This window comes from Dolichospermum sp. UHCC 0315A (assembly GCF_008121535.1).
Taxonomy (GTDB): domain Bacteria; phylum Cyanobacteriota; class Cyanobacteriia; order Cyanobacteriales; family Nostocaceae; genus Dolichospermum; species Dolichospermum lemmermannii.
Genome location: NZ_CP043056.1, coordinates 4,594,663 through 4,619,413, shown reverse-complemented (window position 1 = coordinate 4,619,413; position 24,751 = coordinate 4,594,663). Strand labels below are relative to the sequence as shown.

The 24,751-nt window shown below is 36.9% G+C and carries 23 protein-coding genes and 1 pseudogene; 16 read left to right on the top strand and 8 right to left on the bottom strand.

Annotated features, from left to right (window positions below; all coding sequences use genetic code 11):
- Positions 1 to 63 precede the first annotated feature (63 nt).
- The 4 genes from BMF77_RS21905 (at position 64) to BMF77_RS21890 (ending at position 2,384) form a co-directional block, all read left to right on the top strand.
- Positions 64 to 297, top strand: coding sequence for a hypothetical protein (locus BMF77_RS21905; protein WP_148765827.1), 234 nt, complete (start codon positions 64 to 66; stop codon positions 295 to 297).
- A gap of 66 nt (positions 298 to 363) precedes the next feature.
- A complete protein-coding gene (locus tag BMF77_RS21900) occupies positions 364 to 609 on the top strand; it encodes a UPF0175 family protein (RefSeq protein ID WP_148765825.1) in 246 nt (81 codons plus the stop codon).
- Complete coding sequence (locus BMF77_RS21895; RefSeq protein ID WP_148765823.1) at positions 606 to 1,088, top strand: DUF3368 domain-containing protein; 483 nt, start codon at positions 606 to 608, stop codon at positions 1,086 to 1,088. Before BMF77_RS21900 ends, BMF77_RS21895 begins: the two co-directional genes overlap by 4 nt.
- Before the next feature lie 69 nt (positions 1,089 to 1,157).
- Positions 1,158 to 2,384 (top strand): PD-(D/E)XK nuclease family protein, encoded by a 1,227-nt coding sequence (locus BMF77_RS21890; protein WP_148765821.1) that lies wholly within the window; start codon positions 1,158 to 1,160, stop codon positions 2,382 to 2,384.
- 21 nt (positions 2,385 to 2,405) lie between these two features.
- Here the strand turns inward: BMF77_RS21890 and BMF77_RS21885 are convergent, their stop codons facing one another.
- The 3 genes and pseudogenes from BMF77_RS21885 to cobA all read right to left on the bottom strand — a co-directional run bounded on the left by BMF77_RS21885 (position 2,406) and on the right by cobA (position 5,095).
- Positions 2,406 to 2,705 carry a type II toxin-antitoxin system Phd/YefM family antitoxin gene (locus BMF77_RS21885; RefSeq protein ID WP_148765819.1) on the bottom strand — a complete coding sequence of 100 codons (300 nt, stop codon included), beginning with the start codon at positions 2,703 to 2,705 and terminating at the stop codon, positions 2,406 to 2,408.
- A gap of 98 nt (positions 2,706 to 2,803) precedes the next feature.
- Positions 2,804 to 3,412: a dephospho-CoA kinase gene (coaE, locus tag BMF77_RS21880; RefSeq protein WP_148765817.1), complete on the bottom strand. Its 609-nt coding sequence runs from the start codon at positions 3,410 to 3,412 to the stop codon at positions 2,804 to 2,806.
- Positions 3,409 to 5,095: pseudogene (gene cobA, locus BMF77_RS29085) on the bottom strand (uroporphyrinogen-III C-methyltransferase). Before cobA ends, coaE begins: the two are co-directional and overlap by 4 nt.
- Positions 5,096 to 5,316: 221 nt before the next feature.
- Between cobA and BMF77_RS21865 the strand changes: the two are divergent.
- Positions 5,317 to 6,012: a response regulator transcription factor gene (locus tag BMF77_RS21865; protein WP_148765813.1), complete on the top strand. Its 696-nt coding sequence runs from the start codon at positions 5,317 to 5,319 to the stop codon at positions 6,010 to 6,012.
- A 265-nt stretch (positions 6,013 to 6,277) separates the two neighbouring features.
- On the opposite strand, the gene BMF77_RS21860 is transcribed toward BMF77_RS21865, so the two are convergent.
- The gene (locus tag BMF77_RS21860) at positions 6,278 to 6,559 is read right to left on the bottom strand and encodes an Npun_R1517 family heterocyst differentiation transcriptional regulator (protein WP_041458318.1); all 282 of its coding nucleotides are present in this window, start codon (positions 6,557 to 6,559) and stop codon (positions 6,278 to 6,280) included.
- Positions 6,560 to 7,300: 741 nt separating this feature from the next.
- Between BMF77_RS21860 and BMF77_RS21855 the strand changes: the two genes are divergently transcribed.
- Entirely contained in the window at positions 7,301 to 7,657 is a 357-nt protein-coding gene (locus tag BMF77_RS21855; protein ID WP_041457849.1) for an NAD(P)H-quinone oxidoreductase subunit M, read from the top strand.
- 212 nt (positions 7,658 to 7,869) lie between these two features.
- Complete coding sequence (locus tag BMF77_RS21850; RefSeq protein WP_148765811.1) at positions 7,870 to 10,035, top strand: PP2C family serine/threonine-protein phosphatase; 2,166 nt, start codon at positions 7,870 to 7,872, stop codon at positions 10,033 to 10,035.
- On the opposite strand, the gene BMF77_RS26970 is transcribed toward BMF77_RS21850, so the two are convergent.
- Positions 10,009 to 10,152: a hypothetical protein gene (locus tag BMF77_RS26970; protein ID WP_168204476.1), complete on the bottom strand. Its 144-nt coding sequence runs from the start codon at positions 10,150 to 10,152 to the stop codon at positions 10,009 to 10,011. The two genes, BMF77_RS21850 and BMF77_RS26970, sit on opposite strands and share 27 nt — an antisense overlap.
- A 105-nt stretch (positions 10,153 to 10,257) precedes the next feature.
- Between BMF77_RS26970 and BMF77_RS21845 the strand changes: the two genes are divergently transcribed.
- Positions 10,258 to 11,877, top strand: a complete 1,620-nt coding sequence (locus tag BMF77_RS21845; protein ID WP_148767156.1) for a CHAT domain-containing protein — start codon at positions 10,258 to 10,260, stop codon at positions 11,875 to 11,877.
- Between the two features lie 149 nt (positions 11,878 to 12,026).
- A complete protein-coding gene (locus tag BMF77_RS21840; RefSeq protein WP_148765809.1) occupies positions 12,027 to 12,659 on the top strand; it encodes a hypothetical protein in 633 nt (210 codons plus the stop codon).
- Between the two features lie 37 nt (positions 12,660 to 12,696).
- Here the strand turns inward: BMF77_RS21840 and BMF77_RS21835 are convergent, their stop codons facing one another.
- On the bottom strand, positions 12,697 to 14,046 hold the full coding sequence (locus tag BMF77_RS21835) for a PrsW family glutamic-type intramembrane protease (protein WP_148765807.1): 1,350 nt from the start codon (positions 14,044 to 14,046) through the stop codon (positions 12,697 to 12,699).
- A 189-nt stretch (positions 14,047 to 14,235) separates the two neighbouring features.
- On the bottom strand, positions 14,236 to 14,694 hold the full coding sequence (locus BMF77_RS21830) for a phosphate-starvation-inducible PsiE family protein (RefSeq protein WP_148765805.1): 459 nt from the start codon (positions 14,692 to 14,694) through the stop codon (positions 14,236 to 14,238).
- Between the two features lie 734 nt (positions 14,695 to 15,428).
- Between BMF77_RS21830 and BMF77_RS21825 the strand changes: the two genes are divergently transcribed.
- Both BMF77_RS21825 and BMF77_RS21820 read left to right on the top strand, forming a co-directional pair.
- Positions 15,429 to 15,725, top strand: coding sequence for a hypothetical protein (locus tag BMF77_RS21825; protein ID WP_148765803.1), 297 nt, complete (start codon positions 15,429 to 15,431; stop codon positions 15,723 to 15,725).
- 3 nt (positions 15,726 to 15,728) lie between these two features.
- Positions 15,729 to 16,133 carry a type II toxin-antitoxin system VapC family toxin gene (locus BMF77_RS21820; protein ID WP_148765801.1) on the top strand — a complete coding sequence of 135 codons (405 nt, stop codon included), beginning with the start codon at positions 15,729 to 15,731 and terminating at the stop codon, positions 16,131 to 16,133.
- Positions 16,134 to 16,187: 54 nt separating this feature from the next.
- On the opposite strand, the gene BMF77_RS21815 is transcribed toward BMF77_RS21820, so the two are convergent.
- Positions 16,188 to 17,765: a B12-binding domain-containing radical SAM protein gene (locus BMF77_RS21815; RefSeq protein WP_148765799.1), complete on the bottom strand. Its 1,578-nt coding sequence runs from the start codon at positions 17,763 to 17,765 to the stop codon at positions 16,188 to 16,190.
- Between the two features lie 159 nt (positions 17,766 to 17,924).
- On the opposite strand from BMF77_RS21815, the gene BMF77_RS21810 reads away from it, so the two are divergent.
- The 5 genes from BMF77_RS21810 (at position 17,925) to BMF77_RS21790 (ending at position 24,751) form a co-directional block, all read left to right on the top strand.
- Positions 17,925 to 18,308 (top strand): type II toxin-antitoxin system HigA family antitoxin, encoded by a 384-nt coding sequence (locus BMF77_RS21810; protein ID WP_148765797.1) that lies wholly within the window; start codon positions 17,925 to 17,927, stop codon positions 18,306 to 18,308.
- A gap of 306 nt (positions 18,309 to 18,614) precedes the next feature.
- Positions 18,615 to 19,622, top strand: a complete 1,008-nt coding sequence (trpS, locus tag BMF77_RS21805; protein ID WP_148765795.1) for a tryptophan--tRNA ligase — start codon at positions 18,615 to 18,617, stop codon at positions 19,620 to 19,622.
- Positions 19,623 to 19,681: 59 nt separating this feature from the next.
- A complete protein-coding gene (locus tag BMF77_RS21800) occupies positions 19,682 to 20,596 on the top strand; it encodes a methylenetetrahydrofolate reductase (protein WP_148765793.1) in 915 nt (304 codons plus the stop codon).
- 192 nt (positions 20,597 to 20,788) lie between these two features.
- Positions 20,789 to 22,492 carry a serine/threonine-protein kinase gene (locus BMF77_RS21795; protein ID WP_148765791.1) on the top strand — a complete coding sequence of 568 codons (1,704 nt, stop codon included), beginning with the start codon at positions 20,789 to 20,791 and terminating at the stop codon, positions 22,490 to 22,492.
- A 168-nt stretch (positions 22,493 to 22,660) separates the two neighbouring features.
- Positions 22,661 to 24,751: a protein kinase gene (locus tag BMF77_RS21790; RefSeq protein ID WP_148765789.1), complete on the top strand. Its 2,091-nt coding sequence runs from the start codon at positions 22,661 to 22,663 to the stop codon at positions 24,749 to 24,751.

Below are 24,751 nucleotides of genomic sequence, written 5' to 3'. Positions count from 1 at the left end.
CTGAGGAGCAAAGACGCAAAGTTTAAGAGTTTGGATTTTCCTGATCAATACTGGAGTTAAACTATGATACCAGCTATTAGTAGACCTTCAACTTTACTGGGTGAGATTAAAGTTGAAAAAGTAGATAAATTCAATTTATTTAAATTTACTGATGAACTCCAGAAGCGAATGGAAGAACTTTTGGAGAGAAAAAAAGCTGATTTACTGACTTCAGAAGAAGTTATAGAATTGGAAGCTATTGGAGAGTTAGATAGAGTTTTCACTCACATCAATGCGATGTTAGTAGCTCAAGTATGACTATTGAAGCAATTCGTTGTTTAAGGTGAATTTTAACCAATTGAATTCCAGCAGGAGAATAGAGATATGAGTATTGTGATTACAGATGAAGTTTTGCAAACCATTCAAATGTCTGACAAAGAATTAGTTCAAGAAATAGCAATTTTGCTCTTTGAACAAGAACGGTTTACTTTAGGACAAGCGAGTCATTTTGTAGGTATTAATCAACTTGAGTTTCAACGATTACTTGCTAGTCGAAAAATTCCCATTCACTATGATATTGCTGAATTTAGGGAAGATGTAAAGAGTTTGAAAGCTAATAATTGGCGATGATTATTATTAGCAATACATCACCTATCAGTAACCTCGCTGCGATTGGACAATTAACTTTGTTGCAGCAACTTTATGGTAAGGTCATTATTCCACAAGCAGTCTATCAGGAAATTCTTGCTTGTGGTAGTACAGATCCAGGTACACTAGCACTTCAAACTCTCGATTGGATTGAAGTTATCCCAGTTACAAATGTTGTCCTAATTCAGACTCTACAAACAATTTTAGATCCAGGTGAAGCAGAAGCGATAGCTCTTGCTGTTGAGTTAAATGCTGATAGACTGATTATTGATGAGCGAAAAGGTATAAATGAAGCAATAAAGTCTAGTTTACAGGTTACTGGACTCTTAGGTATTATACTAGCTGCTAGACAACAAGGATTTATTCCACTGGTAAAACCGATATTAGATGATTTGATTGCTAATGGTTTCTGGATTCGTGAACAGTTGTATGCAGAAGTTTTATTACTTGCAGGAGAATAGCAACCGGATGATATAAAATAATATAAATCTCTGTTTAGGTAAAATTTTAGCATTTGGGTGGGGTGAAATTTGATTTCAGACAAACAACGAGAATTACTATTACTAGAAAGTTTCATAGTTGACAATGAAGATTTAGAAGAACTAGAAGCAAAACTGGCTGAATTCAATATTTTTGAAGCTATTGGTGTAGTCAGACAAGAAATTAGACATTCAAATTTTTTAGCATTTCTTTTAGATCCATCTCAAAATCATAGACTTGATGATATTTTTCTCAAGCGATTTCTGAAGCGAGTGCTTTTAGAAACGGATAACCCTACAAATACAAATAATGCAAAAATTAGTCCTGTTGATATAGATATAGCTGATTTAACAGACTCAGAGATTAGACGTGAGTGGCAAAATATTGATATTCTTATCCATTCACAGCGTAATAAATTAATATGTGCTATAGAAAATAAAATTGATTCGGGAGAACATTCAAACCAGTTAGAAAGATATCAGAACATTATTGATATTGAATACAAAAATTATAGGAAAATTTTAATTTATTTAACTCCCGAAGGAAGTACACCATCTAAAGCCAATTGGATAATATACAGCTATTCTCAAGTAGTAGAAATAATTGATAGTATTTGTAAAAGTTACAAATCTACACTTGGTGCGGATATTTACACATTAATGACACATTATTCTACATTAATTAGGAAATATATTGTGAGTGATTCAGAAATTGCAGAACTTTGCCGCGAAATTTATTTTAAGCATAAGCAAGCTCTTGATTTAATATTTGAACATCTTCCAGATTTACAATCAAAAATATTATCTGATAAAATTGATAAATTAGTAAAGGAATTACTAAAACCATATATTGACTCTCAGAAAATATTTGTAGATTATTACACAGGAAGTATAGACTTTGGTCCTAGAGACTGGGAAAATAAGTTCCCTAAGTATTCTATTTATTTTAAATTCGATTATCGTTATGATGATGTTAAAGTTATACTCCAAATTGGACCAATCCACAACAAAAATAAAAATTTTCGCAATAATATATTTGAATTAGCACACAATCCAAAGTATTCAAAAATTTTTAAACCAACAAGAAAGCAAATAAATGGAAAGAGAATAACTATTTATAATCGGCAAATTTCAAGAAAAAGCAATTATAAAAATGTGGATATTGAGGATATAAGAAAAGAAATTCTGGATTTTTGGGAGGATTTTATGGAAAATGACTTTGTATCTATAGAGAAGATAATCAGTGAAAATATAGAGATCATTTTGAATGACAATTGAATAATGCTATCGATATTAGAACTAAGTTAATTCAACATGAAATTCCATATTTTTCTGCATTTCTTCAATAAAGTGATTTAGAGATTGTGTATTACCTGTTGCTATATCTTCTAATCCTTTCTTTATACCGATGAGAGTTTCTAACTTTTCCAAAGTATCAAGTAATTGTTGATAAGCAACAGCATCTTGTACCACTAATTCTGCTTTTCCATTAACTGTTAAAACTATAGGATTTCCAGTTTCTTTCATCTGACTAATCAGTTCATTAGTATTGCGTTTAAAGGTTGAGAGTGACTGAATATCTCGACTTAAATTAATCATGAGAATTACTCCACACTAAATTTGCGTCTAATTTAATGTTATCACACAAACGTCAAAATTATTGATATTCCATTAATCCATAAGCAAGAATATATCAATTATTTTATTTCTAAAAGTGTTGAATTTTGCAACAAAACTTTATCTATCTGTTGTAAAAGTGATTCTAAATTAGCAGAATTATCTAAAACTACATCAGCACGAGCGATTTTTTCCGCAATAGGTAATTGACTATTAATTCTGGCTGCTGCTTGTTCCGCTGTTAAATTATTGCGTTCTATTAATCGCTGTTGTTGCTGTTGTGGAGAACAAGATACCACCCAAATTTGATTAACTAGATTTTCTAAATTAGCTTCAAACAATAGCGGAATCACCAAAATTAAAGTATTTGCAGATGATTCATTAATAGCTTTAGCAAAACAATTTCTCACATAAGGATGAATTACACTTTCTACCCAATAACGTTCTTCTGGTTGATGAAAAATGATTTCTCCTAATTTGGATCTATTTAAATTACCATCACTTAATATGATTTCTCTACCATATTTTTCGGCAATTTGTGACAAAATAGGAGAACCGACAGATACTGCATCTCTCGCATAAATATCTGCATCTAAAATCGGTAAATTGTAAGTTGCAGCTAAATAATTAGCAACTGTACTTTTACCCGTCGCAATTCCACCAGTTAAACCAATTAAATTCTTAGTCATTGGTTATTAGAAAATTTAATTATGGCATTTGTTAAACCTTCTAAAGTATATTCTTCTGCTTCAATATCTACTCTCCCAAATACACTTTGACAGGTTTTTGAAGTTTGGGGACCAATGGAAGCTATGCAAACTCTGGCTAAATTTTCGGGATTGTAGGTAAATATATGCGCTGTTAATTGCGAGAAAAATAGCACTGTTTTAGAACTGGCAAAGGTAATAATATCTACAGTATTATTAACTAAAGCATATTCAGCCGCAGGAGGGATACCTTGAGGACAGCAAGATTCATAAGCGGGAACTTCAATTACTTCTGCACCTTTGGCTGTTAATTCCTTTACTAATACTTCTCTTCCACCACTTTCAACTCTAGGAAATAATATCTTTTTACCTGTTAGTGATTCGGGAAAGTTTTCCACCAAAGAATCAGCCACAAAGTTAGGAGGAATAAAATCAGCTTGGATATTTTGTTTTTGTAAACTTTGGGCTGTTTTTTCCCCAACAACGGCAATTTTCACACCTGATAAAGCATTTTTATCTTGACCGGATTTTTCTAATCGCTCAAAAAAGTATTCTACACCATTACTAGAAGTGAGAATTAGCCAATTAAAAGTTGATAAATGCAAAATTGCCTGATCTAAAGCTGACCAACTGCTAGGGGGTCCAATTTCTAAAGCTGGCATTTCTATCACATTAGCACCTGCGGAGGTTAAGCGATCGCTAAATTGATGCGATTGTCCCACAGAACGGGTAACTAAAATGGTTTTCCCAGTTAAAGGAGAAAGATTGTAATTCACGGTTGACATTAAATTTGTTGTCTTAATAATTTTTGGTTTCGCGCAAAAAAATATCCGTAGGTTGGGTTGACGCAAGGAAACCCAACATTTCCTGTACCCCAACATTTCCTAGAATTAGTTGGGTTTCACTTCGTTCTACCCAACCTACAATTTTACAAATGGAAATCTTTTACAGGTAATCGCGTAATCGCACAACTTCACCAATGACTATAACTGCGGGAGAGAGAGATAAGCCGACGGTTTGTTGGAGGATATTTCCCAGTTCTCCTGTCCAGACTTCTTGACTAGGCGTTCCAGCCCAACGGATAATAGCAATCGGCGTAGAATGAGGTTTTCTATATTTTATCAGTTGATGGATTATTTCTGGTAAATTTTTTCCTCCCATTAAAATTACTAAGGTTTCTAAGCTTGCTAATGCTTCCCAGTTTAAAGTTTCTGGTTCATGGGCTGTACAAACTGCAAAACAACGACTAAGAACGTTATCTGTAAGCGGAATTCCAGCTAATAATGGTGCAGCTAATGCGGAAGAAATTCCGGGAATGATTTCAAATTCACAACCTGCATTTTTTAAAGCTGCAATTTCTAAAATACAGCGTCCAAATATCAAAGGATCTCCCGATTTTAGTCTAATAACTTGTTTCTTTTCTAAACAATGTTTTACTAATAAATCGTTGATTTCATTTTGGGAAGTGCTGGGTTTACCTCCACGTTTACCAACATCTATTTTTAGGCAATCAACAGGGACACAATCTAATAATTGACTATCAACTAAAGCATCGTACACCAACACCTGAGCAGATGCTAACAGCCGATAGGCTTTAACGGTTAAGTATTCTACATCTCCAGGACCTGCACCAACAAGGTAAACTTTACCTATTTCTTTAATCATATTTATTGTTGACTTTTAATAATTTACCATTGGGTTTTGATACGATATATAATACTAAGTTAGGATGAGAATAGAATCAGATTTTAAGAATTATTGACCGCAGATAAACGCAGATAAACGCAGATAAAGACGGATGAATTAATGGATTTCCTCTGCCCTAGTAGTCAATACTCACCAAATTTCGCTAGATTAGATCAAGGTACACCTAATAGGAATTTTCAATGTCAGCACAATTGTTACTGGTAGATGACGAACCGGGATTGCGGGAAGCCGTCAAAGAATACTTACAAGAAAGCGGTTTTAGGGTTCAAACTGCCAGTAATGCCCGTGAAGGTTGGGACTGGATGCAAGCAAACACCGCTGATTTGGTCATTTCTGATATTATGATGCCCCAGGTAGATGGCTATCAATTCCTCAAGCAAATGCGGGATGACCCCCGTTTTCAGGCTCTACCAGTGGTATTTTTAACTGCTAAAGGGATGACAGGCGATCGCATTCAAGGCTATCATGCAGGTGTTGATGCGTATTTACCGAAACCATTCGATCCTGATGAATTAGTCGCCATAGTTGAAAACTTACTAGCGCGTCGCAGCGCCCAAACCCCCACCACCGGGGAAAACAGCGAAACTCCAAATCTTGCCGATTTGGCTAATCAAATCGCTCAAATTAGAATACTATTAACTCATCGGAGTGCCATATCCCAAACGCCAGCCCCGTTTAAAATAGATTTGACTCCTAGAGAGCAAAGTGTTTTAAATTTGGTAGCAGAAGGATTAATGAATAAAGAAATTGCCCGTCGCTTGGAAACCAGCGTCCGCAATGTCGAAAAATATGTGAGTCGTCTATTTAGTAAAACTGGTACTAATAGCCGCACAGAGTTGGTTCGTTTTGCTTTGGAACATGGTCTAGCAAAGTAAACTGCTCTACTTATGATGAGAGTTACTTGGTAAAAAAATGGTAAAGTGCACCTGGATAATTTTGCTGCCGAGATAGTAACACAATGTCAGACATTTTTACTTGTAATTTTCCTAGCTTGCCAGCATTGAGACGCAAATATTGTAGACGTAATTTTACGTTTACAAGCGAACTCATTATTAAGAAAAACAGGTAAAGGCTAACTTTTCCAACTCAATATTGAAAACTCTGAATTAAACTGGTCACTATCAAAAATTACACCAATAACTATTGAATAGTATCAGCGAAATTGCGTAAACGCATCATTTGGCGACGCATTTGTGGGGAGGCTTTAAACTCCGAAATCTCCTGAGCTTTTACAGATGCTTGTAAGGTTTCTAAAAAATCATCAGATCCTTCAGTTAAAGCCTCTAGTAATACTTGTAACAGTTGCTCACGATCACCTAATAGACTCTTTTCCTCAATCAGGCGGAATTTGAGGTGAATTTCACACTCATAAACACCTACTTCTGGATTATTTATTTGGCGTGGTAATGCTTTGGAGTTCATAGTTTTGAGGATTCCTTTAGTTAGTGGTCATCCGGGCTGGGTAGGGTTCTAAATCTTCAGAAAAATTTCTTATACTTTCTTTGTACTTTTGTGAATCCAAAGTTTTTGAAGATCAGAATTTTTTCTCATCCATAAAACTGGCATCTTATTTTACTCCCCCTGTTTTTTTTAGTTAGATTCTACTATTTTTTGGTGTTTCTTTCCTATTTATGGCATATCCGAGCCATAAACTATTATTCAATTTTTGAGATGTCATACCATGAAGTTTTTGTAAAGAACTGATTAGACCTTGTTAAAGGTTTTTACATCAACTTGTTAAAAACGTCAAGAAATATTATTTTTTTTACTTTTCTCGGATGAGAAAAATTAAGCATTTGTACTGAAGATGCTCCTTTGATAAATGCAATTTATAACTGTAGGAAAATTGACTAACTGGAAGAAAATCTAGTGAAGTCACTACAAGATGAGTACATTTACATCAGAAAAAATCAGAATCAGTCAAAAAATCAGAAAATTTTTTGTGAATTATTACATACATGAGACGGAATCAATTTAGAAAAATATGGCACATTCCGGGTAAATGAGATCCGAACTTAAAATCACAGCCCAAACACCAGTCCTGCTTCTGACAGCGCCCATCTGTCCTAATTTTAGACTTTCGCCGTCATTTTTGCTGTAAGCTCAAACATAGGAGTTAAAATGATTGCAGTGTAATTCAGCTAAATTCTTACACCCAAATTTATGGATAACCTGATGCTGCTCAAGTCCACAACCCGCCATGTTCGCATTTTTGCGGCGGAAATGGACAAAGATGAACTGATTCCGAGTAATCAAGTTTTGACACTAGATATTGATCCAGATAACGAATTTAACTGGAACGAAGATGCTCTGCAAAAAGTTTATCGCCAGTTTGATCAATTGGTAGAAGCGTCTAGTGGCGCGGATCTAACAGATTATAACTTACGCCGTATTGGTTCAGACTTAGAGCATTATTTGCGATCGCTTCTTCAAAAAGGCGAAATTAGCTATAATCTCTCCAGTCGGGTTACTAACTACAGTATGGGATTACCCCAAATTGCCGTAAGTAATAATCAATAACCGGAATACATATCTACCTAGCCTTGGCGAATTATATTCGCCAGCTATGTCAAGTTTTAATGACAGGTAGAGAATTAGTTCTGCTATTGCTACATATTCCCACAACAATAAAAGTTATGATGAGCCTGTGGGTTGCCAAAAATATGCGCGGTAGCAACTAAGACACGAAATACTCTGGAAAAAAATGCCAATTGTTGATCGGTGGGAAAACTATGGAAAATGATGCGGTAACGCTCTGCTGCCCAAATGAATATTGTCAATCTGCTAATCCCCTCACCCACAAATTTTGCCAGCAGTGTTCCACTCCTTTACCTAAGCGTTATTTGTGGGCTGTGGGCAATGATTTCAACTTTGGTGATCCCGGATCTATTTTAGGCGATGGGAGCAATCGCTATTTAGTTATTAATAAATCCATACTTTTAGATATTAAACCTGGGTTATTGCCCCAAATACCAGAGTTAGATGATTTAGAGAAAATTAGACCTTACCTGAAATTAATTCCCTATCGTCTCCATATACCACAAGTTTATGGAATCCTCAATTTAGGTAATGGGCAGAGCAAAACAGAAATATTACTATTAGAAAGACCACCATTAATAACTGATGCAACCATCACTCAAGCAAATCTATGCAGCAGTTTAGATACTGTTTGGAGTGCAGCTTCATCAATCCGCCAAATTCATTGGCTGTGGCAATTAGCTAATTTATGGCAGCCCCTAGCCATTGAAGGAGTAGCATCTAGCCTTCTAGACTCTTATCTATTAAGAGTAGAAGGGGTACTAATTCGCTTAATGGAATTGCGTTTTGATGGAGAAACCCCCCCAACATTATCCCAATTGGGAGAATTTTGGCTGAAACTGCTCAAAAATGCCAAACCAAATATTGCCCCATTTATTCAACAAGTATGTGAATTTCTAATTCAGGGGGACATTAACTCATCTGAGCAATTAATCAAAGTTTTAGATCAAGGATTGAGCCAATTAGAAAAATCTCAAACAACCACCATTAAAATCTATACTAAAACAGACTCAGGCCCCAGCCGCCCACGCAACGAAGATGCTTGTTACCCTGCCGCCGACACTTTGATCACTAAACCACCCCAGCATAACGCCCTAGCAGTTGTTTGTGATGGTATTGGTGGACATGAGGGCGGTAATGTGGCTTCTAACCTAGCAATTGAAACCATTCAGCAACAAATAAAAGAACTTACTTCAGTTCCCAAAGACAACATAGATCCTTCCATGCTACTTTCTGATTTAGAAAGAGCAGTGGCAACCGCTAATGATAAAATCAGCCAGCGTAATGATAGCGAACATCGTCAAGGACGACAACGCATGGGAACAACTATTGTCATGGCTTTGCCTATTGCCCATGAGATATATATTACCCATGTTGGTGATAGTCGTGCCTACTGGATTACCCGCCATAGTTGTCATCAAGTTACTTTAGATGATGATGTCGCGTCCCGTGAAGTCCGTTTGGGCTATGCTCTCTACCGGGAAGCATTGCAACACAGTGGTTCTGGCTCCTTAGTTCAGGCTTTGGGAATGAGTAAAAGTACCTCACTGCATCCCACATCTCAACGCTTTATTATTGACGAAGATGCTGTTTTTTTACTCACATCCGATGGTTTGAGCGATTTTGACCGAGTAGAAGAATCTTGGGAAACAGAAATATTGCCTCTCCTCTCTGGAAAAACAAGTATAGAAAATGTTGCCCAAAGATTAATAGAAATTGCTAATACTAAAAACGGACATGATAATGTCACCATTGCTTTAGTACATTACAATGTTAAATACTCTGAACCAGATATAAGAATTACAGCGGATATTTCTCATCTTTTAGCTGACACAGAATTATATTCATCAGATGATCCAAACAATGGTGAGAGTTTTATTAATAATCAAAAAACTCAAGTTATTTCCGAAAATAAAACTATCAAACTTTCCCAAATACCATTACAGTTGTTTGTTATTTTGGGATTAACGTTATTATCTGGTTTGTTGGGATATTGGTTTAAACTTCAACTCAAATCACCAACAATAATAATTTCTTCTCCGACTCCTTTTTCCAGTCAGCCTCCACCTTCGACTATACAAAGAACTTTAGATAATCTCTCTCCTAATTGGGTGATTCAAGCTAATAGTTCCATAACTTTAAATAACCAACCTTTTTCCGCTGAAAGTTTTTTCCAAGTTATAGAGAAAAAAACTAATCCTAAGAATGGAAATAATCCAGAAGTGCGTTTGCGCCTCTGTGAAAAATCCAATCCTGCCTTAGAAACTTCTCAAATAGTCCAACTTAACTTTTCCGAACTGCAAGATCTAGGGAAGGATATTTCTATTTTACAATCAAATCAACCTAGTCCTTGTCAATAGGTGACAGGTATAAATTTTCCCACTAACAACTAACAACTGTACGGGCGAAGCATTTGGAGAACTATTTTTGGCAATGACCGATAATTTATCTTCCAAATGCTTCGCCCCTACTGACAACTGACAACTGACTAATGACTAAATTCGCTACTTCTGTCTAGAATATCTGTATATGTGTTTTGAACGTTTAGTTTCTACCAATCCATGTCCAGCCCGAATTTGGCAATGCCTTCGGCGAGTATAGCGATCGCCCGTCTAGTGAATACTGGCACAGATCACTTCGCCATTTGGGTAGTCCAAGCACCATATCCCAGTGGTTATGTTCTCCGTGATTGTGTTTTCTCCGCTGAACTTAATCAGGTTTGGCGAGATTGGCAGCAAATGTTTGCTGGTCATAGTCTATTAGATGTTACGTCCGGTTCAACATCTCCATTAGTTAATGGCTTACCCTTAGCTGTAATTTCACCTGCTGAAGGTCAAAATACAAGTCCCTATAGTAGTCGTTTGATGCAATCCTTGGGCATCAATTTATGGCGATGGATATTTGATGGAGCGATTTTGAGTAGTTGGGAACGGAGTCGGGGGATGGCCATGGGTCAACAGACTCAATTACGCTTTCGGTTAGAAATTCGTGATCCTGATCTGATTGCCTTACCTTGGGAAATTATGCAGCCAGAAGCCGGACAATCAGCCATGTCTCTTTCCCAGGATATTTTATTTAGTCGCACCATCCGTGAAGTTGAACCTCTGCCAGAATTGCGAACCGACCGGGCTGTAAATATTCTGTTGGTGTTAGGACATGATCATAAATTACAACTAGATCAGGAAGCATCTTTACTGAAAAAAATCTTGTTAGCAGGTCGTCCTGTGGGCAAAACTGCCGCTGGCTATGCACCTTGTACAGTAAAGACATTGGTGCAACCGACGAAGACAGAGTTAATTCAAGAGTTAGAAACTAAAGTTTATAATGTGTTTTTTTATGCCGGGCATGGACTACCAGATCCAGATGGAGGCTCATTATTTTTAGGAAATGAACTCAAAATTAATGGGATAGAATTAGCTCAAGTCTTAACGCGGACAGGGATAAAATTGGGAGTTTTTAACGCCTGTTGGGGAGCGCAACCAGCAGCAACTAATCACCAAGCTATCCCTGCTAGTAGTTTGGCAGAAGTGTTAATTCGTCATGGTGTGCCAGCGGTGTTAGGAATGCGTGATCAAATTGCTGATGCAGAAAGTTATAGTTTTATTCAAACTTTTGCTGCTAATTTGCGATCGCGTAAATTAATTGATGAGGCGGTAGCAGCAGCTAGACAAGAACTGTTGACACTGTATAAATTCAATCAACCAGCTTGGACTTTACCAGTTCTCTACCTCCATCCTGATTTTGATGGAGAACTGATTAAAGGCGTAGATGAAGGAGTGACAGAACTACCAGATCCGGCAATTTCTGGCATAGCTACCCCGGTGAATACAGCTTATTTGCGATGCCTAGGGCGGGCAAAGCCATCGCTGTCACCAGGGGAGAAAACTTGGTTATTACGTCCTGGTGTTACCCGCATCGGTCGCACGAAAGATAATGATATTGTGATCCCCGAACTTTACATTTCTAAACGGCACGCGGAAATTTTATGTCGGCATACTCTCAATGAAACTACATCAATGATTACTTATTACCTACAGGATTTCTCTACCTATGGGACTACCTGGTATTTAAGCCCCAATGGTTGGCAACAAATCCTGCGGGAAGAAGTGGCTTTAACATCGGGAATGCAGTTAATGTTTGGCAGTTCTCAAGGTGACATTTGGGAATTTATCACAGAGGAATGCAGTAAGAGTCAGGATTGAAAACCGTTGAATTTGATTTACCTGCAACCTGCTGGATTAAAATTTATTGATGGCAACAGGTGATGATGTTTATTTCCATGATTTTACGGAAATCCAATTCTTCAGGTTGTAGCTGTCAACAAGAACAATGAATTAATAGGGAAAAGAACATGAAAAACCAACCTAAGGATTTAAATATTGTGAATATTGTCCCATCGAATCTGGATTTAGAATTTATAGAAGCACTACTAGAACCTGAAGATGCTACTTATCCCTGGAATTTGGCTGATGAATCGTCAGAAGCTTATTTTCAGCATCTAGAACTACAATTTGGTTTGCAGGATTTCACCGACGCAGAACTAATCACCAGCGCCGATAATTTTTATCAAAACTTAGATATAATTTGGGATCAAGTTTCTGTTATTGAAAATAACAACATTAGTAAAAATACAGTTAATTATCTTCAGTCAGCTTTGCAAAATGCTTTTTCGGTTATGCCTGAAGTTTTACTCACGGCAATTGCTCAAAAAGCTGCTGAAGTTTCTATTCTTGAAAAATCAGCTAGTGAGAAATTAGTGGAATGTGTCCAGGCTTTACTACCCAGTTGGGAAATGGATGATCTGTTAGTTTTAGCTCGTCCTTTTGCCTATGCAATGCGAAGTAGTGAACCACAAACATTGATATCTATAATTAGAGATTTTGAACATCGAGATTGGGCAAATTTATCAGAAATAGAACAAGTAAAAATTACTTTAGCGATCGCTGATTATGCCCTCCAACATCTCTCAAAATCTGATTCTTAAACTTAGTTTTGACTCTGTTCCCTGTCCCTGCTATCTGCTATTTTGGGTCGAGAAACCGGGTTGCAAAGTTTTTTGATCTTGTTGGTGATAATACCCTGGCTTTGAGAATGGCTGCCATGAGAAAAGCATAGGACAAAACACCAACTACCACCAAGAAAAAAGCATTAATCGAACCTGTGGCATTCCATAAAGCGTGAAGTGCAGAAGCACTCAAATAACCCACAGAGAGAATTTGCTTTCCTTTCAGGGGTTTTAACACAGCCAAACCAACAAAATAGCCTAAGTATCCACTGTAGGCCATGTGTCCAGCCACAGAACCTAAAATGCGGGGAATAAGTAACTGTAAACCCACTGATTGACCAGAATTTTGGGAAATTAAGGGGACATATTGACCAAGGGTTTCTAGTAAGGTAAAGCCCACAGCGGAAGCTGTACCCAGGAGAATGCCATCTAAGGGTTCCCAAACCCCAATCCGTTCTCGCCAAGGTGAAGGTAAGGAATTTCCAATCCAATATGCCCCTAATACTGGTAGTATTTTCAGCAACTCCTCCATTAACCCCGCCCCAAAAAACATCCGTACGAATAATTCGGTGAAGGTAATACCATCTGGAGATGTCGTATCTAAAGTCCCAGGTAAGATATCTCGGAATACTTTGATGAATAAATCTAATAGAGGACTCAGCAAAATTAACATTGTACTCAGTGCCGCAGCTATGAGTACCCACCAAGGCTTAGACTTACCACATAATTGATAAACAAAGTAGTAAGCCGCAAAAGCGATATAAGATCCGACAATTACTTGATTGGCTTGAGGATGACCCACACTAGCAAACATTAACACCACAAAAACTACCGTGAGGATTCCTGGGATCAGGTAGGCTTTGCGAGTTAAATCCTTACCAGTAGAGATAATAGGAAACAATTGTGTGAAGCTTACAGAATCCTGCTTTGATGACAGACTTTGGTTATTGATAGATGATAATACTGTCGCTTTACTCACATTAATTATCGTTTTTTGAGCAATAACTTCATACTCAAAAATAAATTGTGGTCCATCAGCGCCAAGGGAAATGCGATCGCCTAAATGTAATTCTTGACATCCTTTTAAGTGTTCTCCATTTAAAAAAGTGCCATTGGCGCTATTTAAATCACAAATTACCCAGCTACAACCGCTATTGGTCGCTAAAGAAAGGGGACGAACTACCGCATGACGACGAGATACCATCCGGTATATCATGGCATCCAAGACAATTTGGCAGATGGGGTCACGTCCAATTACCATTTCTTTACCAGGAAGCAACGAGTAGCGAGATGCTGACTCGGAAACTTCGACCTTACTGGACACCAACCGCAGAAATGCATTCTGTGTTGCGTTTTTGCCTGTCATCGAGTTACTGAGTGTGTCTAAACAAATTCTCTGGCTGATGCCACGCGATCAGATTTTGTGGTAGTAGAGTTAATTTTAGCCATGTTCACGGCCGCACCACCTCTGAATATACCATAGCTTCTCTAACCATTACTCCCATTCAAAATACAAAATTGAAAAAAATAATAGATTAATAGCAATAATCCGCATTTAATTCCCTTTTTGAGAATTACTACTCCGAATTATCAAATAACTAATTGATAAAGAAAGAATCGCAATACCTAAACCGATAATTTCGATACCTTCAGTAACTTTCACGTCAAGAATAATAATTTTTCTGGCAATAGCAATTAAAGAAGTAACAATAACTAGTTCAACTTGTAAAACTTGCTTTTTGAGATAGCCAGTAATATTTTCTAGTATTTCTAAAGCAATTAAAACATTGAGAAATAAACCGAAAGTTTGAAACAATGTCTTGCTAAAACTACCTTCTTGTGGAGAAAGTATTTCCTTAAAAATAAATATTGCTAAATCACCAAGTGTTGCAAAAATTACCAATACCATAAGTAGAGATAGTAATTTTGCCACTATTACCTCAATAACTTCAATCATGTGCATGAAGCTTTTATCACTGGTAAGTTCTAGAAAGCTTTTAATGAATTTTCTCATTTGATCCTCCTTGATTAAAATTAATTTGGAAATTACGAAGATAAAACAAAAATCCTGTAGATAAATCTCAAGGATAAAAAAGCATAATATATTTTCTCTTTTCACAAACTTTGCAGTTTAAGAAAGTGCTTTTCAAAGTAATATAGGACTGATATTTGATTTTGGAAATATCCGTAGGGTGGGCATTACCCACCGGATAATACTTGAATTTTTATGGCTACGCCACGCAAACTATCAAATATCATTGACAGTTCCTATAGTTTATCACTTGTATTTTAAAATTAATCCTGATCATGATTTAAGAATTGAGGTATCTAAAAAAATAATCATAACTATTGATGATTAACTATAGGTTAAATTGTGAATTCCTCATTTATGAATATAGTTAAAAGCTTACCATTGTCAAGACTGAATGGAAACTTAGTTTTACCACGACGTGATGCCTTTGGCGATCACTGCGATCGCATTTCTAGCCACTGATTATCAACAATACCTAAAGTAGCAGCATTACGTAGATGAATCTCAATGTTCCAAAATTGTGCGCCTGTACAGTATACTAATGATTAAACTGCATCATATACAAAACTTAATCATAAAACAATTAAATTCAAAATCTGACACAATCTATTACTCAAAAATTAACACTGGAGTAATAAACAGACATCACAAAACTAAAAAATGCTACAATAAATAACATACCTGAATATCATTTACATTTTTCTGGAGGAAATATTATGTTATCAACAGAACTTCAACAAGAATCCATGATCAGCAGAATTGAGAAAATTGTGGCTATTTTAATGGAAGAACGTCCTTTGTTTAAAGAAGAACTGAATGATGAGGAAATGATTCAGCATTTATGTAACATATTTCAGAAAAATTTATCTATTGAGGAGTTTAATATTATGGAAGATCAAGACTTAAAAAAACGTTGTAGCGGTATTTTGTCTGTAGAAATGCTGTCAGGATTGTTAGATGATTTAACTCCTGAACAAATAGCTATTTTTGACGAAGCAGTTAAAAGGAAATAAAAAATGACTTATTTATTAGATACCAACATAGTTTCTTTTGCTATCAAAAATAATCTCATAATTAAGGAAAGATTAGAAGAATTACGTTCACAAGAAGAATTAATATCTATTAGTTGCATTACTTATTTTGAGGTTAAAAGAGGTTTGTTTGCAGTAAAAGCAAGTAAACAATTAGAAAGATTTGATGATTTTTGTAGGGATTTTGAAATCATTTTCTTGGATGATTTAGCGATTTTAGAAAAAGCGGCAGAAATTCATGCAAATCTCAGGTTAAGAGGATTACCAATCCAAACAGAGGATATTTTAATTGCTGCAACTGCTATTATTAAAGATTTTATTCTTGTTTCTAATGATAGTGATTTATTGAGAGTTGAAGGATTAAGTTTAGAAAATTGGTTGCAGGAATAGAAATAGATCCCCACCTTCTTTAAGAAGTCGGGGATCTGGGTATTAAGGAGCTACTTAACTCACAGGTTCTAACTGTAAATTTATTGCTTCTTGCTCCTGTTCATGCTGCTGGAATTCTGCTAATTCCGATTCTATTTCTGCCTTTACCTCATGACGGAACTTGAAAAAATGTTCACCTGTACCCAAAGCAATTAAATAATCATATAATAGATGAGGTTTCTGCCGTGCCATTGTTATTAATTGCTGCCAAAAAACAAACCGTGTAGAACGGAGCATTCCCTGTCGCCAACAAATAGACATTAAAAATTGAAACTCTGATTTTGTTAAAGTCCGTTGATATTTAGCTCGCCAACCTTCCATCATCATAAAATGGCGAAAAGTCCGTTTCAGGTATGGCATAGGTTCATACAAATTCCAAAAAGTATCAATAAACTCCTCCGCAATTTCCGACATTGGCCGAGTGGGAACAAAATTCATTAAGGCTTTTTGAGAACCCATAAATTCACCTAAACCATCCCTTAACCGTCCTTCTTTTTGCAAGCGAGTCCACATAGCTGTATTCGGTAATGCTTGCAATAAGTTAAGATGAGCTTGGGGAATACAAGTTGCTTCCACAAACTCTTGAATCCGTTTACCTGCGCCTGGTTTTTCCCCATCAAATCCTAAGATAAAACCAGACATAATTTGTAATCCGGCTTTGGTAATTTTATGGCAAGATTCAACTAAGGAACTGCGAGTATTTTGTGGTTTATTAATTCCTACTAGACTATCTACGTCAGGAGTTTCAATTCCCATGAATACCTGGACAAAACCAGCTTTTACCATTAATTCTAGTAACTCATCATCTTCAGCTAAATTCAAAGAAGCTTCTGTTAATAAAGCAAAAGGATAATTACGTTCTTCCATCCAGGGAATTAATGCCCTTAAAAAGACTTTAGCATTGCGTTTATTGCCAATAAAGTTATCATCAACAATAAACACATAACGCCACCAACCCATTTTATACAAAACATCCAATTCTGCAAGAATTTGTTCAGGTGTTTTTGTCCGGGGCTTGCGGCCAAAAAGGGTAATAATATCGCAAAATTCACATTGAAATGGACAACCCCGCGAAAATTGCACCGTCATTGCTATATAAGCATTTAAGTCTAATAAATCAAATCGGGGTAAAGGCGTTGTGGTAACATCTGGTTTTTCTGTAGCGCGGAAAATCCCCTTTTCTTCTCCCTTTTCTAACGCCTCTACAAACATGGGAATAGTGATTTCCCCTTCATCTAAAATTAAATAATCTGCGCCGGCTTCGAGAACAAATTCTGGTACAGATGTGGCAAATGGTCCCCCCACTGCGACTTTTTTACCTAACTTTTTGCCTTTTCTAATTAAGTCGCCAAAATCCTGTTTTTGGATAATCATTGCCGAGATGATGACTATATCGCACCATTCCCAATCTGCATCTGTTTCTAGACGGACATTGCGATCGCTCAATCTGAATTCCCAATCACTCGGTAACATCGCTGCAACAGTGATTAAACCTAATGGGGGATTGGTGGCACGTAACCCAGCTAAATCAATGGTTTCCTGATAAGACCAGAATGAATTAGGCATTATCGGCCAGATTAATAAAGCTTTCATTAAGCATATTCCCCTGAGTTGTGTTTTGATCAAAACCTATTTAGTCTGAAGTATAAAAGTTAGGTCAGTTGGTTTTTATCTCTCTGGAGGTACAGATTCTTTTAGTTTTATACTCAAGCAACAAAGCAAATAATATAAGAGAATAAGGATAACTGAAAAATGATAAGTAGTTTAAAAATTCTCAATCACTACTATATGCAAATAATTACCAATGAGCAAGAATTAATTGCTACCGAAAATCAAATCAATTCGATTTTAGATCAAAGAAATATTACACAAGATGATAGGGACTATCTCAGGGTTCTTGGTACTCTTGTTTATAATTATGAACAACAACATGAAATAATACCTACCTTAACAGGTATTCCACTTCTTCAAGCTTTGTTAGAAGAATCTAATCTGCAACCAAAAGATTTAACTTCTATCTTACAAAGTGAATCAATAGTTTTAGATATTCTTAATGGTAAACGCCAATTAACAGCAAACCAAATTCAAGATTTAGCTGTTTTTTTTCAAATTTATCCTACTTATTTAGTTGCATAAGTAAGTAGACGAAAATAAATCAAAGTAGATTAAGTAATGTAAAAAATCTGGAGATGATTTCGTAGTAAGGGCTTCAGCCCTCAAATGAGGAATAAATTCCTCACTACAAACTTTGAATTATTCAAGCCGTTCTACTTAACTGAGTTTTACACTTACCGCGTAATTCTATAAACTTCTGGCAAAAGTCGAGAAAAGAGAAAAGATACTTTTCATTAACCTCATCACTAATCCCCAATCACTACTAAAATGAGTCTTGTAACCGCCCCATTTACAAAGCGGGGAAGAGGAGATAAATAACGGATAATTATGGGTAAGCAGCGCGTTCTGTCGGGAGTTCAACCAACTGGTAATTTACACTTAGGTAACTATTTAGGTGCGATTCGCAACTGGGTAGAAATTCAAGACCAGTATGAAAATTTCTTTTGTGTGGTAGATTTACACGCCATCACTGTACCGCATAATCCCGCCACTTTAGCGGCTGATACTTACAATATTGCTGCATTATATTTAGCCTGTGGCATTGATTTACAGCATTCTCACATCTTTGTCCAGTCTCACGTTTCCGCACACAGTGAACTGACTTGGTTGCTAAATTGCATTACCCCCCTGAACTGGTTGCAAGATATGATTCAGTTTAAGGAAAAAGCCGTTAAACAAGGGGAAAATGTCGGTGTTGGTTTGTTAGATTATCCCGTACTCATGGCGGCGGATATTCTCCTTTATCAAGCTGATAAAGTGCCAGTAGGTGAAGATCAAAAGCAACATTTAGAACTAACGCGAGATATCGTCAATAGGTTTAATCACCAATTTGCGAAAAAAGCACCTGTATTAAAATTACCAGATCCTTTAATTAGAAAGGAAGGTGCAAGGGTGATGAGTTTGACAGATGGAACCCGGAAGATGTCAAAATCCGATCCTTCAGAGTTAAGCCGAATTAATATTTTAGACTCACCAGAGGAGATTACTAAGAAGATTAAACGCTGTAAAACTGATTTAGTGAGGGGTTTAACCTTTGATGATTCAGAACGCCCAGAATGCCATAATTTATTAACTCTGTATACCCTACTGGCTGGAAAAACCAAGGAAGAGGTAGCGGTTGAATGTGCAGATATGGGTTGGGGACAATTCAAACCTTTATTGACAGAAACAGCGATTCATGCTTTAAAGCCGATTCAGGACAAATATCAGGAGGTAATGGCGGATAAGGGTTATTTAGAGTCAGTGTTGCGGGATGGTGGGGAGAAAGCCAGAGCGATCGCTAATCAAACTTTAGCAGATGTTAAAGCTGCTTTGGGTTTCACTGTTCCTCTTTAAGGTTTAAGCTTTTAGGTGTCTGATGTTTTACCTGATTAGCAAACCAAAATTATAATGTTATGCAGGATACCCATAGCTTTAGTGCTTTTAATAACTTCCGTAAAGCCGCCCTTGCAGGTGAATTTTTAATTACCGCCGAAGTTGCACCTCCCAAGGGAGGAGATCCAGTCCAGATGCTTGCAATGGCGGCGACTCTTAAGGGAAGGGTTCATGCTGTCAATATTACTGATGGTAGCCGTGCTGTAATGCGGATGTCTTCGTTGGTAGCCTCGGTAATTTTATTGCAAAATGGGATTGAGCCGATTTGTCAATTTGCTTGCCGTGATCGGAATAGAATTGGATTACAAGCAGATTTAATGGGTGCTCATGCTTTGGGTATCCGCAACATTTTAGCTTTAACTGGCGACCCTGTAAAAGCAGGAGATCATCCTCAAGCAAAAGCCGTTTTTGATTTAGAAGCTGTGCGGTTATTGCAGTTAATTAGAAACATGAATCAGGGCGTTGATTTTAATGAGAAACCTCTCACTGATGGCGCATTAGATTTATTTGCCGGTGCAGCAGTAGATCCTCAATCTCAAAGTTGGTCAGGTTTACAAAGTCGGTTTGAAAAGAAGATAGTAGCCGGGGCGCAATTTTTTCAAAGTCAATTAATTACTGATTTTGAAATATTAGAAAAGTTCATGGATAAAATTGCTGTAGGTTACAATAAACCAATTCTGGCGGGAATTTTTCTGTTGAAATCGGCAAAAAATGCCCAGTTTATTAATAAAGCTGTTCCCGGTGTGAATATTCCTGAACACATTATTGAGAGGTTAGCAAAAGCGAAACATCCTCTCGAAGAAGGAATGAAAATTGCCGCCGAACAAGTGCAGATTGCGCGAGGATTGTGTCAGGGTGTGCATCTGATGGCGGTAAAGCGGGAAGATTTGATTGCACCGATTTTGGATTTAGCGGGGGTCGAAAAGGTTAGTTAGCCTGTAGGGGTAATTCATGAATTACCCCTACTAAATTAGGATGATCAAATTTAGCTGCGTAACAGCTTACAGTTTTGAAAACCAGCAAATTCAGTTTTGTCCAAACATTGAGAACGCAAAACATTGATGAAAACGTAAATTAGCTTTCTCCTTTTGTAGTCATTGATAACTTCCCATTTATCCTCCAATACCATGCAAATATATTGCAGTCAACAACACATAAATAATGGTAGTCATCGTTTTTGTACTCATTGCGGTGAAGCATTACCTTTGAGTGTGGGACAAGTTATTGATAATCGTTATGAAATTGCGCGAATATTGGGACAAGGTGGTTTTGGCCGCAGTTATTTAGCGATTGATCGGCAAAAATCTCGTAAAACCTGCGTTTTAAAGGAATTTGCCCCCAATATTGTCAAACCGCAGGAGTTAGAAAAAGCAAAGGAACTGTTTGAACGAGAAGCAAATGTCCTGAAAAAAATCCAACATCCCCAAATTCCACGTTTTCACGCTTCTTTTCAGGCAAAAATTGGGACTAAGGATTTTTTCTTTTTGGTGCAAGATTATATTGAGGGTGATAATTATGACCAATTATTTACACAGCGTCAAAGTCAGGGAAAGTCTTTTAGTGAAGAGGAGGTTATTAATTTACTGCACAATATTCTCCCAATTTTGACTTATATTCATTCTCTAGATATAGTTCACCGCGACATTTCCCCGGATAATTTGATTTTACGTCAAAGTGATAATTTACCTGTGTTGATTGATTTTGGCGGTGTCAAACAGTTACCAGCTGATCAGGGTTTTTGGCGGACACAATTGGCTGTAAATGCAACTTTATTAGGTAAAAAGGGATACGCACCTGAAGAACAGTTACTTCAGGGAAAAGTCTATAAAAGCAGTGATTTTTATTCTCTAGCAGTGACGGCTTTAGTATTGATCACGGGGAAAGAACCAAATTTACTTTATGATAGCTATAATGGCGTTTGGTTTTGGGGTCAGGAAATTAAGGTTAGCCCCAAATTAGAGGCTGTCTTCAAAAAGATGTTGGCATATAAACCGAGCGATCGCTATCAAAAAGCCGAACAAGTTATTAAAGATTTACCTTTACCATCTCTTTCATCTACACCACAGACTATGCAAACTCCTAATAATCCCCATCCTTATATTACTAAGTTAAAAACAGAGGTGGTAGCACCAGGTATAAAACGCGCTCGGACTCTTCATAGTGGTGTCCACAACAAAACGACATTATTTGTCCAGAAAATTCCGATACCAATATGGTTGCGGCCTTTTACTGTTAGCTTTATTATGACTACGGGAATATTGTTAACAGGCGCTGGTGTATTCGCTTTAGGAAATTTTGCAGTTAAGGGGATAACATCAATTACAGTTCCTCAAATTGAAGTTCCTCAAATTCCATCTATTAATAATTCTGGAAATGGGAATAATGGTAAACGCAGTATTCAGCAAATTTCCAGTCGTGTGCAAAAGCTAGAAATTTCTGCGAATTTTTTTAATAATACAGTTAATGAAGTTTTCTATACCCAAAAACCAGAATTAAATAAACGTCAGTTAACTGAGAAACCGGCAGATGCTGCTTTGCGGGAACAATGGAATCATGTTGCAGATCAGTTGTTAAATCATATAGAAAAGGCTAATTTAAGTGAAACTGCTAGAAAGAAAATAGGTAGTTATAGTCAACAAGATTCTCAACGCTGGGAACAACTTGCTAAAGCTGGAAGATTGGGTAAGTATAAATCTTTCCAGGATTTACGCGCAGATACATATCAAACATTTGAACCATTGTTTCCTGGTCAAGAACGTGGGAAACTAAATCAAAAAACTTTTCTGCAAATTTGGTATGCGATCGCATCTGATAAAGTAGAGAATAAGTAATAGGTAATGGGTAATGGGTAATGGGTAATGGGTAATTTGTCAGAACTAACAACTGACAACTAACAACTGTACGGGCGAAGCATTTGGAGAACTATTTTTGGCAATGACCGATAATTTATCTTCCAAATGCTTCGCCCCTACTAACAACTGACAACTGACAACTGACCAATGACTAATATTTATTGTTCTCAAGGGCATCAAAATCCGTCTGGTAGTAGGTTTTGTCTCCAATGTGGAGACAAAATTGCTAATGTACCGACATCTGGAAATCAGGGGATTCAACCAGGGCAAACTTTAGGCGATCGCTATGTTATTATTCGACAAATTGGCCAAGGAGGATTTGGCAAAACTTATTTAGCGGAAGATATTAACCGCTTTCGAGAAGCTTGTGTTTTAAAAGAATTCTCTCCCCAAGTACAAACTCGTTATGTTCTTCAAAAAGCAGAAGAACTTTTTCAACGAGAAGCAAGTGTTCTTTATAAATTACAACATCCTCAAATTCCCCGGTTTCGGGAACTATTATGCCTTAATTTACAAGGGGAAGAAAGTCTTTTTTTAGTTCAAGATTATGTAGATGGTGAAACTTATAATTCTTTGTTAAATAGTCGTAAAAAACAGGGTTTAAAATTTACAGAAGCAGAAATTTACCAGTTATTACAGCAAATTTTACCAGTATTGGCATATATTCACTCCCTTGGTGTTATTCATCGTGATATTTCTCCTGATAATTTAATGCTTCGTAGTAGTGATCAATTACCTGTGTTAATTGATTTTGGAGGTGTTAAACAAGTAGCCGCAACCGTCGCTTCTCAATATTACCAAACAGGGGCAATTGCCTCTCCTATCAATGGCACATTATTGGGAAAAATAGGATTTGCACCACCAGAACAAATGCAAACAGGTGTGGTGTCTACCAGCAGTGATTTATATGCTTTAGCTGTGACAATGTTAGTTTTACTGACAGGTAAACAGCCCCAGGAATTAATTGATACTTATAATTTTAGTTGGCAATGGCGGCGGGAAGTCAGTCTCAGTTCCGCATTTGGACAAATTATAGATAAAATGTTATCACCAGTTGCAAGCAATCGCTATCAAACAGCCCGTCAACTTCTCCAAGTCCTGAACCCTCAAAGTGTTAGCTATCAGCAAACTCAACCCCCCACATCTGCAACTGTTGCTGTTTCTCCTCCCAAAACCCCAACCCCAGTTCCTGAACCTGTAATTATTCCCACTCCTCCCCAACCAGGTATTTGGACAGGAACAAATGTTTTGATTCTCGTCTTTGTCTTGACTATTGGGAGTTATTTATATTGGCAGAAATTTAAAACCCCGACCAATAATTTACAGGGAAATAACTCAACAATTATATCTAGTCCCAATCCCACGGAAATAATAAAACCCCAAATTAATTTTTCACCAGAGGAAAGACAACGCAAACAAAAATTGAGCGATAGCCGTGAAGAATTAGGTATAAATTATAAATTTTATGTTACACTCGTAAACCAACTTTTTCGGGACAAAAATCCCAATTTAAAAGGGCGTATTCTTAGCGATAGTCCAGAAGATGAAAGTTTACGGGCAGAATGGGATAAAACCGCCGCTGAAGTTCTAGAAAAGCTATCTGCAATCACCTCTGACTCTCGCCGTCAACTGGGCAATTATACTGGGAATGAACGCGCAATCTGGCAATTGAAAATTAATAAAATCAACGTTGGTAGTCGGTCTTTATATGATTTAGGTGATGCAGCTTTTTTGCATGAATTTCCTGAACAAAAGGGTAAAAGTTTTATTAAACAACCCATTGGACAAGTTTGGTACGCATTTGTCAATGATCAATTTAACGCTATTCTTGATAAAAGCATATTTGAAAAAATCGTCTTTCCTGAAGGTGCTACCGGGAAAACAGTGAGTGGAAGTTTGCAACCAGGAAGAGGTAAAGTTTTTATTGCTGGACTAGCCAAAGATCAAAATATGGAAGTTAAGCTAGAAGCAAATTCAAAAGTTTTATTATCAATTTATTCTCCTTCTGGGAAAAACCCATTGCTAGAAGATTCTCAAAAACGGACGATATCTGCAACATTATCAGAAAAAGGATTTTATGAATTTGTTGTTGTTTCCACAGCCTCAGAACCGGTAGATTATCAACTGACTGTAACAGCAGAAAATCCACCAGAACCTGAACCCACAGAAACGCCCTCAGAAACCCCAACGGAAGAACCAATTCCTACGGAAACACCCACACCTGAAGGTAATTATTGA

Coding starts and splice junctions, on each gene's coding strand:
- BMF77_RS21820 (WP_148765801.1), top strand. CDS start 15,729: ATGACTTATTTATTAGATACCAACATAGTTTCTTTTGCTATCAAAAAT.
- BMF77_RS21825 (WP_148765803.1), top strand. CDS start 15,429: ATGTTATCAACAGAACTTCAACAAGAATCCATGATCAGCAGAATTGAG.
- BMF77_RS21800 (WP_148765793.1), top strand. CDS start 19,682: ATGCAGGATACCCATAGCTTTAGTGCTTTTAATAACTTCCGTAAAGCC.
- BMF77_RS21790 (WP_148765789.1), top strand. CDS start 22,661: ATGACTAATATTTATTGTTCTCAAGGGCATCAAAATCCGTCTGGTAGT.
- BMF77_RS21860 (WP_041458318.1), bottom strand. CDS start 6,559: ATGAACTCCAAAGCATTACCACGCCAAATAAATAATCCAGAAGTAGGT.
- BMF77_RS21810 (WP_148765797.1), top strand. CDS start 17,925: ATGATAAGTAGTTTAAAAATTCTCAATCACTACTATATGCAAATAATT.
- BMF77_RS21850 (WP_148765811.1), top strand. CDS start 7,870: ATGGAAAATGATGCGGTAACGCTCTGCTGCCCAAATGAATATTGTCAA.
- BMF77_RS21865 (WP_148765813.1), top strand. CDS start 5,317: ATGTCAGCACAATTGTTACTGGTAGATGACGAACCGGGATTGCGGGAA.
- BMF77_RS21885 (WP_148765819.1), bottom strand. CDS start 2,705: ATGATTAATTTAAGTCGAGATATTCAGTCACTCTCAACCTTTAAACGC.
- trpS (WP_148765795.1), top strand. CDS start 18,615: ATGGGTAAGCAGCGCGTTCTGTCGGGAGTTCAACCAACTGGTAATTTA.
- BMF77_RS21830 (WP_148765805.1), bottom strand. CDS start 14,694: ATGAGAAAATTCATTAAAAGCTTTCTAGAACTTACCAGTGATAAAAGC.
- coaE (WP_148765817.1), bottom strand. CDS start 3,412: ATGACTAAGAATTTAATTGGTTTAACTGGTGGAATTGCGACGGGTAAA.
- BMF77_RS21895 (WP_148765823.1), top strand. CDS start 606: ATGATTATTATTAGCAATACATCACCTATCAGTAACCTCGCTGCGATT.
- BMF77_RS21840 (WP_148765809.1), top strand. CDS start 12,027: ATGAAAAACCAACCTAAGGATTTAAATATTGTGAATATTGTCCCATCG.
- BMF77_RS21845 (WP_148767156.1), top strand. CDS start 10,258: ATGCCTTCGGCGAGTATAGCGATCGCCCGTCTAGTGAATACTGGCACA.
- BMF77_RS21835 (WP_148765807.1), bottom strand. CDS start 14,046: ATGACAGGCAAAAACGCAACACAGAATGCATTTCTGCGGTTGGTGTCC.
- BMF77_RS21905 (WP_148765827.1), top strand. CDS start 64: ATGATACCAGCTATTAGTAGACCTTCAACTTTACTGGGTGAGATTAAA.
- BMF77_RS21900 (WP_148765825.1), top strand. CDS start 364: ATGAGTATTGTGATTACAGATGAAGTTTTGCAAACCATTCAAATGTCT.
- BMF77_RS21855 (WP_041457849.1), top strand. CDS start 7,301: ATGGATAACCTGATGCTGCTCAAGTCCACAACCCGCCATGTTCGCATT.
- BMF77_RS21815 (WP_148765799.1), bottom strand. CDS start 17,765: ATGAAAGCTTTATTAATCTGGCCGATAATGCCTAATTCATTCTGGTCT.
- BMF77_RS21795 (WP_148765791.1), top strand. CDS start 20,789: ATGCAAATATATTGCAGTCAACAACACATAAATAATGGTAGTCATCGT.